This is a genomic window from Phyllobacterium sophorae, assembly GCF_003010965.1.
In the GTDB taxonomy this organism is placed as follows: Bacteria; Pseudomonadota; Alphaproteobacteria; order Rhizobiales; family Rhizobiaceae; genus Phyllobacterium; species Phyllobacterium sophorae.
In genome coordinates this window covers 1-15371 of sequence record NZ_PGGM01000030.1, presented here as the reverse complement: position 1 = coordinate 15371, position 15371 = coordinate 1, and the positions used below count along the sequence as shown (strand labels likewise).

Sequence of the window (15371 nt, the reverse complement as noted above, 5' to 3'; positions counted from 1 at the left end):
CCGCCGGCCGGTTAAGGTTGGGCCGCACGAGTAGGAGGAATTTCATCGACTGTCCACTCGCCGCCATTTGTCCAAAAAACGCAGATTGACGTCGGGGAATGTTAAATTGGCTATCCAGATTGTGCAATACTTCAGTCGGTAATGCCGCAGAGCAGCGGCAAAGACCTAACAACAAAGGGGAAGATCATGCTGAAACGTCCAGTTTGGAACGTCGCAGGCACTGCGCTTGCGCTCGTCTTGGCCACGAATGCGCCGGCCAGTTCTGCAGACCTTGGTGCCAAGGATGAGCCTATCAAGCTCCCCATGCTGGAATATACCGGCCAACACGTCTCGACGCACATCGCCGGCCAATTGCTGCAGAAGCTTGGCTACAAGGTCGAATATGTCACCGCCAGCGCTTTCCCAGTATTTTCAGGCCTGGCCGACGGCACGATAAGTGCCTTGGTTGATATCTGGCTGAACAATGTAGGCGACATCTACCCGAAGGTTCTGGCAACCAAAAAAATCGAAAATATCGGCAGCCTTGGCCTGGAAACGAGGGAGGGGTGGATCTATCCGAAATTCATGGAGCAGATCTGTCCGGGCCTGCCGGATTGGACGGCCCTGACAAAGCCTGAATGTGTTCAGGCTTTGTCGACGCCGGAAACCGCGCCGAACGGCCGTTTCCTTGACTATCCGTCTGAGTGGGGTTCCCGCTCCGCGACAATCTTGGCGGACAATAGTATGCCGTACACGGCCGTGCCGTCGGGTTCGGAAGGGGCCATGGTGGCCGAGCTTGAGGCGGCGGAAGCGGCCAAGACACCCCTGTTGATGATGTTCTGGAGTCCGCACTACACCTTGGCCGAGAATGAGGTCGGCTGGGTGAAGATGCCGCCTTGCAAGGAGCAGGCCGAGAAACACTGCATCACGCAGCCAGAATCGGTCAAGATCGTGTGGTCCGGATTCGGCGCCAAGTGGCCCGCTGCATATGCGTTGCTGAAGGAGCTCAAGGTTAACGCGCAGGAGCAGGAAAAGATGATGCTGGCCATCGACAAGAGGGGCCAGGATCTTGACGCTGTGGTGAAAGAGTGGCTCGATAGCCATGGGTCGACCTGGCAGCCTTGGATCGACGCCGCCAAGAAGTAAGTGGCCGGAAGGCTCAGCGCCTTCATGCTGTGTTCTGCCTATAAGCCGCGCCCATGGCGCGGTTTTTAGGACAGTTATATCAAACCACATGGGCCCAATGTCATGACGCAAGAACGACCGATCAAGATTGCTTGCCACAACGTGTGGAAAGCCTATGGAAACCGACCTTCCTATTATTTTGACTCTAGAGGCTACAAGATCGATCCGGATGCGTTGGCGGACCGGATGCGGGCCGAAGGCCATTTGCCAGCAGTGGTTGACGCGTCGTTCGAGGTGGCCACTGGCGAAATCTTCGTGATTATGGGCTTGTCTGGCTCAGGCAAATCAACCCTCGTGCGTTGCCTGTCGAGGCTTGTTGAACCCAGTGCAGGCGAAATCTTGCTCGACGGCCGGGATTTGTTGAAGGCATCCCCCAAGGAACTGATCGAGCTTCGTCGACACGACATGGGCATGGTGTTCCAGAATTTTGGCCTTTTGCCACATCTCACGGTGCTCGAGAATGTGGCTTTCCCCCTCAAGATCCAGAGAAAAGGCCAGAAGGAGCGGGAGGAACGGGCCCGTGAGATGATTGCGCTGGTGGGGTTGGACGGTCGGGAGAAATCCTTTCCGAACCAGCTATCCGGCGGCCAGCAGCAGCGCGTGGGCATCGCTCGCTCGCTCGCAGTGGGTCCAGCACTTTGGTTTCTCGATGAGCCGTTCTCTGCGCTTGATCCGTTGATCCGTCGGCAGATGCAGGACGAGTTCCTGCGCTTGCAAAAGATGCTCAAGAAAACCATTATCTTCATCACCCACGACATCGCTGAGGCTTTTCGCTTAGCCGACCGCCTCGCGATCATGCGTGCGGGCAAGATTGTCCAGATCGGCCGGCCGGCCGACATCGTTCTCAATCCGGCCGACAACTATGTGGCCCAATTCACCGAGGATACGCCACTTCTGCGTGTCATCAAGGCGGGTGACCTGGCGACGGCGATCAATGGGACGGTGGTCGACCACGACATTGACGCTGGCGCTAGCATCGAGGAGTTGATCCCCCTTATCACCGGCGGTGTGAAGGCTTTCGGCGTAGTGCAGGCCGATGGTACTCGGCGGATGATTGCCGCCGTCGATGTCTTGGCTGTTCTTGAGCGCGATTCTCGTAGGCAGGCTTCATGAGCACGGTAAGTGGCATTGACCAACCCATCCGGCCTCTCACTGTTGAACCCGGCCTTATCGCTTGGGGCGCACTGGTCGCTCTCACGTTCGCCTGCATCGCCCTGCAGCGGAGCGCCCCTTGGCTCGTGAACTTTCCAACGGTTTGGCAGGTGCCGATTGCAGCGTGGATCAACGTCGTGAGCGACGCGACCGTGCCAGTTATTCAGCCGCTGTTTAGGAGCATCTCGGCGTTTTTAGATGTCCCTATGCGTGCCATGCAAGGCGCGCTGGCATGGCTCCCCTGGCCGATCATGATGGTCATTGTCTCAGCAGTTTCGTTGAAGTCAGGGGGAGCTCGGCTCGCCCTCTTTTCCATCATTTCCCTCAGCTACATGGTCGTTGCCGGCTACTGGCCGCAGAGCATGAATACGCTGTCGCTGGTGCTTTTGGCCGTGCCAATTGCCGTCGGTCTCGGTTTTGCGCTTGGCGTGCTCGGCTATCGGTTCCCAAGCTTCCGTCCAGGGCTATTGGCGTTGCTTGATCTCATGCAGACCGTGCCTGCATTTGCCTACTTGATCCCGCTGCTCCTGTTGTTCGGATTTGGGCCGGTCGTCGGTCTCATTGCCAGCGCCATCTATGCTACCCCGCCCATGGTGCGGAATACCATGCTCGGACTTGATCGGGTACCGAGCGACATTCGGGAATCCGGGCTGATGAGCGGCTGCACGCGACGGCAGCAATTCTGGCAGGTCGAGGTGCCCTCAGCATTGCCTCAGATCTTGATCGGGTTTAACCAGACCACAATGGCCGCCCTTTCCATGGTGATCGTAGCCGCTATCATCGGCGGTTTCGAAGACATTGGCTGGGAGGTTTTGTCCTCCATGCGCAAAGCCGAGTTCGGGCAAAGCATACTGTCCGGATTGGTCATCGCTCTCTTTGCGATCCTGATAGACCGGTTAACGCTAGGTTTCGCCAAGGAACGTCCAATCGGTCCGACGCCCATCATGGCGTGGATGAGCTGGCGGCGCCTAGCGATGATCGTTGTCGTTGCTCTGGTCGCGGCCGTTTCCCAGCGGCATCTTTGGCCCGATGCATGGGCGTTGCCTTCGACAGCGTTGCGTCAACAAGTGGAGATCGTGAATGTTTCGCTGACGGGTATCGTTCGGGACTATGCTTGGTTTTTCAACGGCGCGCGCAATGTTGTCCTTTATAGCCTCTTGCTACCCTTGAGACTTGGCATCGTCGGGGCGGCAACGCCTGCCCTGTGGGGTTTCGCGTTGACCCCGACCATGATCGCGGCGTATGTCGTGCTTTGGCTTGCGCTCGCGTTTCTGGCGTTGAGATCCTACGGTTGGCGACTTGCAGTTGCCCTATGCATGGCAGGACTGCTTCTGTTTCAAGGATTCGCAGGCTTGCCCTGGCCGGCGCTCGTTCTTGGTTTTGGGCTGTTGGCCTATAGACTTGCCGGCACAGGACTTGCGTGTTTCGCCATGCTCGGCTTTGGGTTCATCCTGGTATCGGGCCTATCGGCGCCCCTCAGCCAATCGATGTACCTGACGATGCTCGCCGTGATCCTGTGTCTTATGATCGGTGGATTGCTAGGTATCTGGGCCGCGCATAGTGAGCGAGCCTCCAAAATCCTGCGGCCAATTTGCGACGGGCTTCAGACGGTCCCGCAGTTCGTTTTTTTGATCCCGGCTCTCATGTTCTTCAAGGTCGGCGAGTTCACTGCCCTTATTGCGATCATGCTCTACGCGATCGTGCCGCCGATCCGCTATGTTGAGCATGGCCTCCGCAATGTCCGCGCTGACGTGGTCGAAGCTGTTCAGCAGATGGGCGCGACGCCTTCCCAGATCCTTATGCAAGCCAAATTCCCCCTTGCGCTTCCCGTGATCATGCTCGGGATCAACCAGACCATCATGGCCGCCCTGTCGATGCTGGCCATTGCTGCCCTTGTCGGCACTCGTGACCTTGGCCAGCAAGTCTACATAGCGCTCGGTAAAGCTGATGCAGGACTGGGCATTGTGGCGGGTCTTTCGATCGCCTTCCTTGCGATCCTGGCCGATCGGCTGACCCAAGCGGGCGCCCGACAGGCCGGCTCCATGGAATGAGATTGGAAAAGCTGACTCCTTTGTGATGCTTGCAGCTACGAAGAGCGTGGCGCTCCCTTTACGTTCAAGCCCGCAAGGAGACACGTAGCTAGCTCTATCTTATGGGGCGATAGCTGCGCTTTCGTAGAATTCCTTCGCCTTGCAAGAGGGCGTGGGGGCGATGCTTGCAACCGCCGGAAGAATTCTCTCGTGCGGTGGTATTTTCGGAAATTGGCCGTCGTCGAAGGAACCGCTGTAATTCGCTTCGCCAGCGAGGTCGGATCCTCTCGCACAGCCAAGACCGCAAACTCATGGAAGTGACAATTTTGATCGCTTGGCTGCTCGTCAACATTTGTCCAAAAAAAGCAAATCAACGTCCGATAGTTTTAAATTGGCAGTCCGAATTGTGCAACACTTCATCGGTTCATTCCGCAGAGCAGCGAGAAAGACCTAGCAACAAAGGGATATCATGATGAACGTGGGAATATTGGAGGTACAGCGGTGAGAAGCGCTCTTGTCGCTTACTCCTACCTCGGCCTCGCTATCCTCTTCGAGGTCACGGGCTCTATATTTCTGCAAATGTCCCAACAGTTAACAAAATTGGTGCCCACGCTGACTGTCGTCGCCTTCTACGGGGTATCCTTCTGGTCCCTGTCGCAAGCACTGAAAAGTATGCCACTCGGTGTTGCTTATGCCATATGGTCAGGTCTCGGCATTGTGCTTACCGCGGCCATCAGCGTGGTCATATTTAAACAGGTGTTGGATATGGCGGCAATCATTGGTATTGCCATGATTGTTAGCGGCGTGGTTTTCATGCAGTTGTTCTCTCAGTCTGCAACCCACTAACAGTGTATTCCCAATGGCTGGCCGCGGAAGTTGCTGCCTCGGGAAACACAAGATGGGGAGCCCTTTCAAGAAACCACTGGCTGGCGACGCCCTGCCAATTGAGGCCCTGGAGCCAGCCGGGACGCTTCTGACAAAGGCGTGCGCTGACAGCAACACCCAGAAGTTTTCGATTCAATCAAGACCAAACGGCAATTTCCTATCCTCTTGTCGTTATCCCAATATACGGAACGAGATGCTATGTATTATGCCGGGAGGAAGCAATAATCAACGAAGGCAAGGTAGTTATGCTTGGGATTGTTGACGGAAGCGGTCTGCCGCTAGCCAGCACTTTGGGAGAAACGGCACGCGCGATAGGGAGCGCCGCTTTTCATGATCGTCTCCTGTGTCTCCTTGCGATGCTCTTGGACTGGGATCGCCGCACAGCTATCGGGTATTTCGATGGTGTGAGCCCAGAATTTTTCTTTAGCGAGGGCGTCCCGGACGACTGTCGGGATTTGTATCTGTCGAACTACTATCAGTTTGATCCATTTCTGCGGTACTGGGCGGGTAGCCGGCGGTGCGGTGTGGTCACGCTTCAAGATGTGGCATCCCTGGACTATGACGGGACCTTTATCAAGGTCTTCAACCCGATGATCGGCATCTCGGATGAAGTTGGCGTTCTTCTGCCCTGGTTTTGCGGATCGACGCTCGGGCTATTCCTCGAACGTACACACGGTAAATACTCGGTAGAGAGCATTCAGGTGCTCCGGAATCTTTATCCGCTCATCCTCGGTTTGCAGGAGGCGCATCTCTCTTGCATAGGCAAGACGCTCGAAGTGAAAGCCGCGATGGCTGCAGCCTCGCATGGGACGCAAGCCGTGCTCATCACCGGTGCTCGCGGCGAACGTCTCTTCGCGAGCAGCGGATGGGATCGAGCGGAAATAGATCTTCCAGGACTGATGTCCAGCCTGAACGCACCCTTGAATGGCAACCATACGTCACTGTGTATTGACGGTCGCCACACCCTCGCAATCCAACCTCTCGAGTTGGGTTTGCCTGCACTTGACGACGGATGGATTTATATCCTGCGGGACGCACCCGTTCGGACAGACGGACTGGACATAGATGGTGGCGTGATCTCGCTCAGCATGAATAGGCTTACCCCGCGTGAGAGCGAGGTCGTGAAGCTCATTCTGGCTGGCTATCCTACTGTGTCGATCGCGAAAAAGTTGGGTATCAGTCGCGGCACTGTCAAAAATCACCGTAACTGTATTTACGAGAAACTCGACATCACGACGGAGCGCGAACTTTTCCTTCTGCTCCTAGAGTATCTACGCAGCCATCCAAGAAGAAGCGACGGCTGAACGTTGCCCGTCAGTTGGAGGAAATTGCGGCCGAAAAGCGACTACCGCTATTGCCGTAATGCGCGGGTCGTGGACCTCCCCGAGCAGTGCGCCTCGCCGCTAAACCGGCAGGGTGAGACACTGATTCACTGCGCCGTGTAGCCGCCATCCACGAGGAAGTCCGCGCCAGTGATGGCCTGCGACTCATCGCTCGCCAGAAACAGCGCAGCCGCAGCGATCTCCTGCGGCCGACCTAGCCGACCCAGCGGATGGGCAGTTTCAAGCGCTCGGCGATTTCCGGCTGGAAGCTCAGCCAGCCAGCGCTCCATCATCGGAGTAAGTGTGTAGGTCGGTGAGACCTGGTTACAGCGCACTCCGAGCGCTGTCCTGGCGAGGTGAAGCGCTGTCGATTTGGTCAGCATGCCCACTCCTCCTTTGCTCGCGGTATAGGCAGCGGAGGCGCCGTCAGCAACGCGGCCAAGGATTGAGCCGATGTTGATAATGGAGCCATTTCCTTGCCGCCGCATGGGCGCAATCACATGCTTACAGCCAAGAAACATACCATCTAGATTAACCGCAAAGGTTCTCGCGAGTGTTTCGGGCGTGCAGGCCTCAACCGTATCTTCGTTCAGCGAGATGCCGGCCGCATTGACGAGAATGTCAACCCGGCCGTGGCGGCCGAGTACTTCAAGGATCAGCGACACCCAGCCTTCCTCGACCGAGACATCCATTTTGTGTATCTCCGGTCCAGGGATGGCTTCAAGATCAGCCGACACGACCATTGCGCCTTCCGAACGGAACCGCTCTGCGATGGCAGCACCTATGCCCGAGGCAGCACCTGTGACGATGGCTACTTTGCTGGCGAGTTTCATGCGGTTGCCCCCCCGTCGATCACGTACTCGGCGCCGGTCAGGAATGAGGCATCCGGCGAGCACAGCCAGACGATGAGGTTTGCGACCTCGTCGGGGCCGATGCGCCGGCCAATAGGCTGAGCTCTATTCCACTCCTGCTCCGACGACAGTGTGGCTTCGGCGAAGAAACCCGTCAACATGGGAGTATCCACCACGCCAGGATGTACTGAGTTACAGCGGATGGGATCGCCGCGCCGGGCGCAGAAGAGTGCTACCTCCTTGCTGAGGAGACGTACGGCGCCCTTGCTTGCATCATAGGCAGCAAGCTCAGCTTCAGCTTTGATCCCGGAAACCGATGACACGTTGACGATTGCGCCGCCGCCGCTTTGCCGCATCAGGGGCAGCACGGCCTGGCAGCCGAAGAATGTCCCGTAGAGGTTCACCGCCATAATCCTCCGCCAAAGTTCCAATGATGTGCTCTCAACTGTTCCTTCAAACAGAACACCGGCAGAGTTGACCAGGGCATCGAGCCGGCCATACATCGCGCTTACGCCTTCAACGACAGTTCGCCAGCGATCGGGGTCAGTGACATCGAGTTCAATCCACTCTCCCCATCTCTGATCGGCTGCGGGTTGCCTGAGGTCACATGAGATTACCTTCGCCCCTTCGGCAGAAAAGCGCCGGCAACAGGCAAGTCCAATACCTGAGCTACCGCCGGCCACAATGACCACTGGAGACGTCGAACTCAATCCATTTTCCCGCGATCGCGACTGCGCGACAGCGACAGTAGGTCGCCCTTTCATGGCCGTTTCGCACCCGTCTGCCTCCTCGTGAAGCAGATGTGTCTCAGATATCTGCGCGACCGGGCCGCAAGCCCGAAGCGCATCTTGGGGGGAAAACTCGATGTAGTTCATCTGGATACTACTCTGCTGCTTTGATGATCGCATGGTGCTTGGCCGACGGCCGGCTCTATTAGCTCAAGCGGAAGCCGCGGTAGCCGCTTTTCGCTACCTCTTCACAGGCATCGGCATAAACCTTGAAACCGTCGACATACGGCATAAAAACGCGCGCCTTACCCGGTACATTGGCACCTAGGTACCAGGAGTTTGCCTTCACAAACAGCGTCTTGTCGGCGCTTTCGCTCACCATGCGCGCCCAATCTTCCTGCGCTTCGCTTTCTGCCTCTATCTCGCGAACCTCGTTCGCTTCAGCATAGGTGATGAGAGCAGAGATCCACTCTACATGCTGTTCGATGGCAAGGATCATGTTGGCAAACACCGATGGGCTGCCTGGGCCGGTGATGATGAACAGGTTGGGGAAACCCGCCACAGCCACGCCCAGATAGGATCGCGGGCCGTCGCGCCACTGTTCCTTGAGAGACACGCCCCCACGACCGCGGATGTCGATCGCGTTCAAGGCGCCGGTCATGGCGTCGAAGCCGGTCGCGAGAACCAGCGCGTCGAACTGGTACTCGCCGTCCAGCGTGCGCAAACCAGTTTCCGTCATCTCAACAACCCGGTCGGCCCCAACATCGACAATCGTAACATTGTCGCGATTGTAGGTTTCGAAATAGTCGGTATCGACACATAGCCGTTTCGAACCAAGCGGATGGTCCTTTGGACACAGGATCTCGGCCATCCGTGGGTCTTTGACCTTGGCGCGAATTTTGTTGCGCACGTACTCTGCCGCAAGATCATTGGCTGTCTCGTCCACCATAACGTCGGTAAACGCGTACTGGTAGTTGAAGCCGCCTTCCCGCCAGCGTCTTTCGAACTGAACTTCGCGGTCCTCGGGCGACAGGTCGAGGATCGAAACATAATACTCATCGGCAAAGTCACCGACATATGATTGGCGCGCCTTCTGGCGCAGCGCCCGGTAATTGCGTTTCAAATCCGCTTCATGATCAATGGATAGCGGGCCGTTCCAGGCCGGGATCGAGAAGTTGGCAGTGCGCTGAAACACCGTAAGGTGCCTGGCTTGGTGAGCGATGATGGGGATGGATTGGATACCGGACGACCCAGTCCCGATGAGACCCACCGTCTGGTCGGAGAAGTCATGTCCCTCCGCGGGCCAATCTGCAGTATGCAGCACTGGTCCTTCAAAGTGTCCAAGCCCGGGCAGGTCGGGCACCTTTGGGACGGACAGACAGCCCGTTGCCATGACAACGTAGCGGCATCGAAAGATCTCGCCGGTTTCTGTGCTGACGAGCCAACGGCGTTCGACTTCGCAATACTCGGCTTTGGCAACCGTCGTGTTAAAAACGATGTCTCGGCGCAGTTCGAAACGATCAGCCACGTAGTCGGCATAGCGTAGAATTTCCGGTTGCATCGCATAGCGGTGCGACCAGACCCATTCCTGCTCGAGTTCTTCCGAGAAGGAATATGAATAGCTCATGCTCTCTATGTCGCAACGCGCGCCAGGATAGCGGTTCCAGTACCAGACGCCACCAACGTCGCTTCCGCGCTCAATCGCAGACACACTCAGACCAAGCTGCCGCAAGCTGTGGACCATGTACATGCCTGCGAAGCCTGCCCCGATGACAATAACGTCGCGATCCTGCATTGATGTCCCCCCGATTGGTGATTCCGGACTATAGGCCTCCTATGCGAGGCGAATATTGACCGGCGTCTGCAAAAAATGTCCCTGTAACGTTAATGCGACAGCATTATTGATGGAATATGCCTAGAGGCACCCCCCATCAGAGCGTAGATTGCGCGCGGTTGTGGTCCGTTGGCCTGCTCCCGGTTCCGTTCTCATGCAGACTGTGCCTGCATTTGCCTACTTGATGCCGCTGTTCCTGTTGTTCGGATTTGGCCGGTCGTCGGTCTCATTGCCAGCGCCATCTATGCTACCCCGCCCATGGTGCGGAATACCATGCTCGGACTTGATCGGGTTCAACCAGACCACAATGGCCGCCCTTTCCATGGTGATCGTAGCCGCTATCATCGGCGGTTCCGAAGACATTGGCTGGGAGGTTTGTCCTCCATCGCAAAGCCGAGTTCGGGCAAAGCATGCGGGTTTCACAAAGTTCAGGACAAGGATTTCAGTAAGTCGCGGACAAATTAAACGGTGGATTTAGATCGATTTTCGTGAGCGCCGATCTGGCAATTTGCCCTCGTGTTTTTGAGCGAGGACATGATGCCCAGACGGAAGCAAGCGAGACATACGAGCGTGAAGGATATTCGATCAATACTGCGGCTGACGTTTGAGCAGGAACTGCCGATACGCGCCGTTTCGGAACGTTTGAAGATGAGCAAGACGTCGGTAGCGACGTATTTGCTGCGGGCACGTGAAGCCGGTCTTGCAGTCTGGCCGCTTCCTCCTGGGCTGGACGATGATGAGGTACTGGAGCGACGGCTCTTCCGTCGGATGGGGCGACCGCCGCGTGACACCAATGAGCCGGATTGGCCGAAGATTGCCAGCGAGCTGAAGCGCAAAGGCGTGACGCTCAATCTGCTGTGGCAGGAATACCGTGAGAGCCATCCAAACGGCTACGGCTACACGTGGTTTTGCTGCCGTTTTGCCGAATTCGAGAGCCGCTCAAAGCCCACCTATCGTAACCGCCATGTGGGCGGCGTCGCAATGGAATGCGACTATGCCGGCCACACGATCCCGATCATCGATCCGTTGACGGGCGAAGCCGCGCGGCGCAGATTTACGTTGCAGTGCTGAGCGCGTCGCAATTGACCTTCTCTTATGCAAGCTTCAGTCAGAAGCTGCCGGATTGGATCGAGGCGAACCAACGGGCCTTCAGCTACTTCGGCGGCGTGACGAAGACAACGATCTGCGATAACCTCAGATCTGCCGTAGCCAAGGCTCTCTGGTTCGAGCCGACATTGAATGCGACGTTTGCCGCCTTCGCCGAGCACTACGACACAACGGTGGTTCCAGCACGGCCCAAACATCCTCGGGACAAACCGTCCGCCGAAGGGACGGTTTTAATCGTCGAGAGGTGGGTTCTGGCCAGACTTCGAAACGAACGCTTCTTCAGCCTCGCTGATCTGAACGCACGGATCAGCGCATTGATCGAGGACCTCAACCACCGAACGATGCGCCGTTACGGCAAATCCCGGCGTGCACTGTTCGATGAGGTTGAACGCACCCAGCTCAAGCCACTTCCTGCAACACCGTTTGAGTATGCGGAATGGAAAGTCGCAAAGGTGCATCCCGATTACCATGTCGAGGTCGACAAGACCTTCTATTCCGTTCCACACGGCCTGATCGGCAGGCGGGTTGATGTCAGGCTAACGTATCGGGCGGTCGAGATCTTCTTTGATCATAAGCGTGTTGCCAGCCACATCCGAAGCTCGCAGCGCTCGGGTCACATCACCGTCAATAAGCATATGCCGAAGTCCCACCAGCGCTATGCGAACACGACGCCGCACACATTGCGCAAGGAAGCGGCGAAAGTCGGAAGCAATACTGCGATATTTATCGAGCGTCTGCTGAGCGCCCGCCCGCATCCCGAGCAAGGCTACCGATCTGCGCAGGGTATTCTCTCCTTGGCGCGGCGTTACAAATCCGGTCGTCTGGAACTGGCGTGTGAACGCGCCTTGATCATCAATGCACTGAGCTATTCGTCCGTCGCCAACATTCTCAAATCCGGTCTCGACCAAGCTCCGGCCACGAGCGAGGTCGTCAAGCCGGCACCGCCGCACGGCAATATCCGCGGCAAAACCTACTACCAATGAAAAAGGACACCAGATGCTGACACACCCAACACTTGATCAGATGAATGCGCTTGGCCTTGCCGGAATGGCGGCCGCCTATCGCGAGCTTATCGAGCAGGCTCATGGAAATGATCTTAGCTTCGACGAACGGCTCGGCCTTATGCTTGACCGCGAAATCGCAATGAGAACAGACAAACGTCTGACCAATCGGCTGGCAGCGGCAAAGCTTCGTTTTGCCAATGCCTCGATCGAAGACATCGATTTTGGCGCTCACCGCGGCCTGGATCGCCGGAACATCTTATCCTTGGCGCAAGGAGCATGGTTGAAGGCAAACGAGAATTTGATTCTGACAGGCCAAACGGGCACCGGAAAGACATGGATCGCCTGCGCCTTTGGACGACAGGCGGCCCGCCTCGACTATTCCGTGCTCTACCTTCGCATGCCACGGCTGTTCGAGGATCTTGCACTGGCAAGGCTCGATGGACGCTTTCCGCGCCTCGTTGACAAGCTGGCACGCGTTCAGTTGCTCGTGCTTGACGATTGGGGAACGCATACTCTGAGCGATCGGCAGCGCCTCGATCTCCTGGAGATCTTCGAGGAACGGTACCGGCGGAAATCGACGCTGATCACGGCTCAACTTCCCGTGGCCGCCTGGCATGAAATGATCGGAGAGGCCACCGTAGCTGATGCGATCCTGGACCGTATTGTCCACAACGCACACCGCATAACCCTCGAAGGCGACAGCATGCGAAAGCGAAAAGCACCGACGCTATTGACTGGCGCCGAAATAACCGAAATCAATCACTCCTAACAGCAACAAGGCAACCGGAATTCGATCTCATCCGTTGTCCGCGACTTAGCGAAACGCTTGTCCGCGACTTACTGAAACCGCTGTCCCAATTTAGTGAAATCCGCACAAAGCATGCTGTCCGGATTGGTCATCGCTCTCTTTGCGATCCTGATAGACCGGTTACGCTAGGTTTCGCCAAGGAACGTCCAACCGGTCCGACGCCCATCACGGCGTGGATGAGTTGGCGGCGCCTGCTGATGATCATTGTCGTTGCGTTGGGTGCGGCCGTTGACCTCGTGCGCGACGATCAGATGGTGCTCCTGCGTCGACCGCCGCATGACGTTGTAGCCGACCATTCCGGTGCCTTTGCCGCTCATTGCCATGGCCCGCGATGAGTCAGTGATATCTGGTGGTCCGGCGCGTCTTGGACAGCTTCCTCCATCGCCTGCAACTCACGCATCTGCCGCCGCGTCGAGTGCAATCGGTGCTTCAAGGGACTCGCATCTGTGCAACTTCGTCCTCCTGCCGGTCGGCCGTGTCGAGCATTACCAATACCGCTCGATACTGGCATCCACCCTACTCTAGCCACATCAGTTCGACGTTGCAGCCCGCCTCGCGCTCCAGCCGTCGGCTTGACTGCACCTGGTTGAGATAGCCATAGACATAGAGCTTCAATATGGTTGCGGGGCTATATCCCGGCCGCCCCAGTTATCGCCGCGGCGGCAGAGCCCAGTTCGCTCAAATCCAGCTCGTTCAGCGGCGGGTTCGAATGAAGAATCCGACAAGCTTTTTGGTTCACTTTTATTGCGATGGTCTGCGTTCCTGCCTAACGTTTCGGGTTGCGCAACGCGGCGCAGAAGTCAGAGGATTGTGGGGTGCTTTTCCGGCACGGCCATTTGGACGGCACGCTTAGGCTGACGACTTTCCGGTCGCGACCCAAAAGGCGCCTACACTCCGGGTCGGCGGTGAGCCCAGGGCATGCGCTGCTCTACGGTGGCGCCGATGCGGAGGGCGAGACGATCATCGTGGCGACGTGCGACGATCTGCAAACCCATCGGCAAGTCTTCGCTGCTCCAGCCGCATGGGATAGACAATGCGGGGCACATACTGAACAGGCTGAACGGCGCGGTTACATCGAGACAGTGGTAGGTGCCGTCCGGGTCCACCTTCCAATAGCTGGCATCGGAACCGCCGAGCGGCACGGCAGGCCGAGCCATGGTGGGGCAGAGCAGAGCATGGTAGCGCGAGAGGATCGGTGCAAGGTGGTTGCGCCAAGCGCTGGTCCGCGCGATCTCAAGACTCTTGAACTCAACCGCGGATGTGGCAAGTCCGTTGTCCAGATACCGGACTAGCTCGGGGTCCATCTTGGCGCGATGTGTCTTCAACGTATGGCCGAAGAAGGTGGCAAGATAGACCTCCCAATGTTTCAGCCACAGCTCGTCAAGCTCGAGACCCCAAGGCAGGCTGATGTTTTCCACCCGAGCGCCAGCTTCGGAAAGGGCGCCCGCCGCGGCGCGCACGGCCGCCTCGACTTCGGGATGCCACGCGCGTCGGCCGAAGTCGAGGCAGAGGCCGATGCTGAGGTCGGTAAGGTCGGTATCAAACGGCGCGAGGAAGTTTTGCGGCACGGTCAGCGATTGGACATCGCGTTCATCGGGGCCTTGGGTCACCTGCAGGAATAGGCATGCATCGGCAACAGTACGGGCGAGCGGACCGAAATGCGATAGCTGATCGAACTCACTCGGCAGGATCGTGAAAGGGATTCGGCCGAAGCTGGGCTTCATGCCGACCACACCGCAGAAGGCGGCGGGGACGCGCACTGACCCGCCCATGTCGGAGCCCTCCGCGATCGGTACGCAGCCAGTGGCAACGGCGACAGCGGATCCGCCGGATGAGCCTCCAGCTGAGCGGTCCGGATTCCACGGATTGCGCGTGATGCCCAAGAGTGGGCTTTCAGTGAAGCCGGACGAGGCGAATTCTGAGGTTGTCGTCTTGCCAAGCATTACGCCACCGGCGGCCTTCAATGCCTCGACGATGGGTGCGTCGTGATCCGGCACCCAATCTGCGTAAGCGTAGGAGCCAAGGGTCGTGCGCTTGCCCTTGGTGGGGGTGAGATCCTTGATGGCGAACGGAACGCCGTGCAGAGGGCCACGGAACCTGCCGGCCTTGGCCTCTCGGTCTAGTTCCTCGGCGATCAAGAGTGCCTCGCCCGAATAGACAGAGCAGAAGCAGTTGAGCTTCGGATTAACGGCAGCGATGCGCATAAGGCTGTTCTCGATGACACGTTTTGCCGTCAGAGAACCAGCGCGAATACGCTCCGCGATCTCGGTTGCCGGCATGTAGCAGAGATCGATATCGACAGACATGACACGGGTCCTTAAATCCGATTATTCGTAGCCGCCCTGGTGGCGTTGTTATAAGTGCTGAAAGCTTGGGGTGGCCGCCGACAATAAACTATGCGCGGTTCGCCGCTGGTTTAGCATTTTCCGACAGGGCTCGCGCCTGTACGATGTCTTGGGGCCTCGCGGTGTATGGGCCGGGCCCCT

The 15371-nt window shown here is 57.6% G+C and carries 11 protein-coding genes and 2 pseudogenes; 7 read left to right on the top strand and 6 right to left on the bottom strand.

Going from position 1 to position 15371, the window contains the following annotated elements:
• Window positions 1-186 precede the first annotated feature (186 nt).
• The 5 genes from CU103_RS30680 to CU103_RS30660 all read left to right on the top strand — a co-directional run bounded on the left by CU103_RS30680 (window position 187) and on the right by CU103_RS30660 (window position 6535).
• Complete coding sequence (locus CU103_RS30680) at window positions 187-1125, top strand: ABC transporter substrate-binding protein (RefSeq protein ID WP_106667793.1); 939 nt, start codon at window positions 187-189, stop codon at window positions 1123-1125.
• A 102-nt stretch (window positions 1126-1227) separates the two neighbouring features.
• A complete protein-coding gene (locus CU103_RS30675; protein ID WP_106667792.1) occupies window positions 1228-2277 on the top strand; it encodes a quaternary amine ABC transporter ATP-binding protein in 1050 nt (349 codons plus the stop codon).
• Window positions 2274-4367: an ABC transporter permease gene (locus tag CU103_RS30670; RefSeq protein ID WP_106667791.1), complete on the top strand. Its 2094-nt coding sequence runs from the start codon at window positions 2274-2276 to the stop codon at window positions 4365-4367. Before CU103_RS30675 ends, CU103_RS30670 begins: the two co-directional genes overlap by 4 nt.
• Before the next feature lie 480 nt (window positions 4368-4847).
• The gene (locus CU103_RS30665) at window positions 4848-5192 is read left to right on the top strand and encodes a DMT family transporter (RefSeq protein WP_106667790.1); all 345 of its coding nucleotides are present in this window, start codon (window positions 4848-4850) and stop codon (window positions 5190-5192) included.
• 284 nt (window positions 5193-5476) lie between these two features.
• Window positions 5477-6535 (top strand): helix-turn-helix domain-containing protein, encoded by a 1059-nt coding sequence (locus CU103_RS30660; protein WP_245449092.1) that lies wholly within the window; start codon window positions 5477-5479, stop codon window positions 6533-6535.
• A 125-nt stretch (window positions 6536-6660) separates the two neighbouring features.
• Here CU103_RS30660 and CU103_RS30655 read toward each other — a convergent pair whose 3' ends face one another.
• The 4 genes from CU103_RS30655 to CU103_RS31875 form a co-directional block, all read right to left on the bottom strand.
• On the bottom strand, window positions 6661-7386 hold the full coding sequence (locus CU103_RS30655; RefSeq protein ID WP_106667789.1) for an SDR family oxidoreductase: 726 nt from the start codon (window positions 7384-7386) through the stop codon (window positions 6661-6663).
• Window positions 7383-8114 (bottom strand): SDR family NAD(P)-dependent oxidoreductase, encoded by a 732-nt coding sequence (locus tag CU103_RS30650; RefSeq protein ID WP_170117165.1) that lies wholly within the window; start codon window positions 8112-8114, stop codon window positions 7383-7385. Before CU103_RS30650 ends, CU103_RS30655 begins: the two co-directional genes overlap by 4 nt.
• A gap of 223 nt (window positions 8115-8337) precedes the next feature.
• A complete protein-coding gene (locus tag CU103_RS30645) occupies window positions 8338-9927 on the bottom strand; it encodes a flavin-containing monooxygenase (protein ID WP_106667787.1) in 1590 nt (529 codons plus the stop codon).
• Between the two features lie 216 nt (window positions 9928-10143).
• The gene (locus tag CU103_RS31875; RefSeq protein WP_210203866.1) at window positions 10144-10311 is read right to left on the bottom strand and encodes a hypothetical protein; all 168 of its coding nucleotides are present in this window, start codon (window positions 10309-10311) and stop codon (window positions 10144-10146) included.
• Between the two features lie 192 nt (window positions 10312-10503).
• Here CU103_RS31875 and istA point away from each other — a divergent pair.
• Window positions 10504-12056 (top strand): annotated as a pseudogene (gene istA / locus CU103_RS30635) (IS21 family transposase).
• A 13-nt stretch (window positions 12057-12069) separates the two neighbouring features.
• Window positions 12070-12846, top strand: coding sequence for an IS21-like element helper ATPase IstB (gene istB / locus CU103_RS30630; protein WP_106667786.1), 777 nt, complete (start codon window positions 12070-12072; stop codon window positions 12844-12846).
• Window positions 12847-13163: 317 nt separating this feature from the next.
• Here the strand turns inward: istB and CU103_RS32425 are convergent.
• Window positions 13164-13530 (bottom strand): annotated as a pseudogene (locus CU103_RS32425) (transposase); the annotation flags it as partial.
• A 242-nt stretch (window positions 13531-13772) separates the two neighbouring features.
• Entirely contained in the window at window positions 13773-15191 is a 1419-nt protein-coding gene (locus CU103_RS30615; RefSeq protein ID WP_106667785.1) for an amidase, read from the bottom strand.
• Window positions 15192-15371: the final 180 nt, after the last annotated feature.

Excerpts from the sequence above, each read along its gene's own strand:
- CU103_RS30680 (WP_106667793.1), top strand. The coding sequence starts at position 187 with ATGCTGAAACGTCCAGTTTGGAACGTCGCAGGCACTGCGCTTGCGCTC.
- CU103_RS30675 (WP_106667792.1), top strand. The coding sequence starts at position 1,228 with ATGACGCAAGAACGACCGATCAAGATTGCTTGCCACAACGTGTGGAAA.
- CU103_RS30670 (WP_106667791.1), top strand. The coding sequence starts at position 2,274 with ATGAGCACGGTAAGTGGCATTGACCAACCCATCCGGCCTCTCACTGTT.
- CU103_RS30660 (WP_245449092.1), top strand. The coding sequence starts at position 5,477 with ATGCTTGGGATTGTTGACGGAAGCGGTCTGCCGCTAGCCAGCACTTTG.
- CU103_RS30655 (WP_106667789.1), bottom strand. The coding sequence starts at position 7,386 with ATGAAACTCGCCAGCAAAGTAGCCATCGTCACAGGTGCTGCCTCGGGC.
- CU103_RS30645 (WP_106667787.1), bottom strand. The coding sequence starts at position 9,927 with ATGCAGGATCGCGACGTTATTGTCATCGGGGCAGGCTTCGCAGGCATG.
- CU103_RS31875 (WP_210203866.1), bottom strand. The coding sequence starts at position 10,311 with ATGATAGCGGCTACGATCACCATGGAAAGGGCGGCCATTGTGGTCTGG.
- istB (WP_106667786.1), top strand. The coding sequence starts at position 12,070 with ATGCTGACACACCCAACACTTGATCAGATGAATGCGCTTGGCCTTGCC.
- CU103_RS30615 (WP_106667785.1), bottom strand. The coding sequence starts at position 15,191 with ATGTCTGTCGATATCGATCTCTGCTACATGCCGGCAACCGAGATCGCG.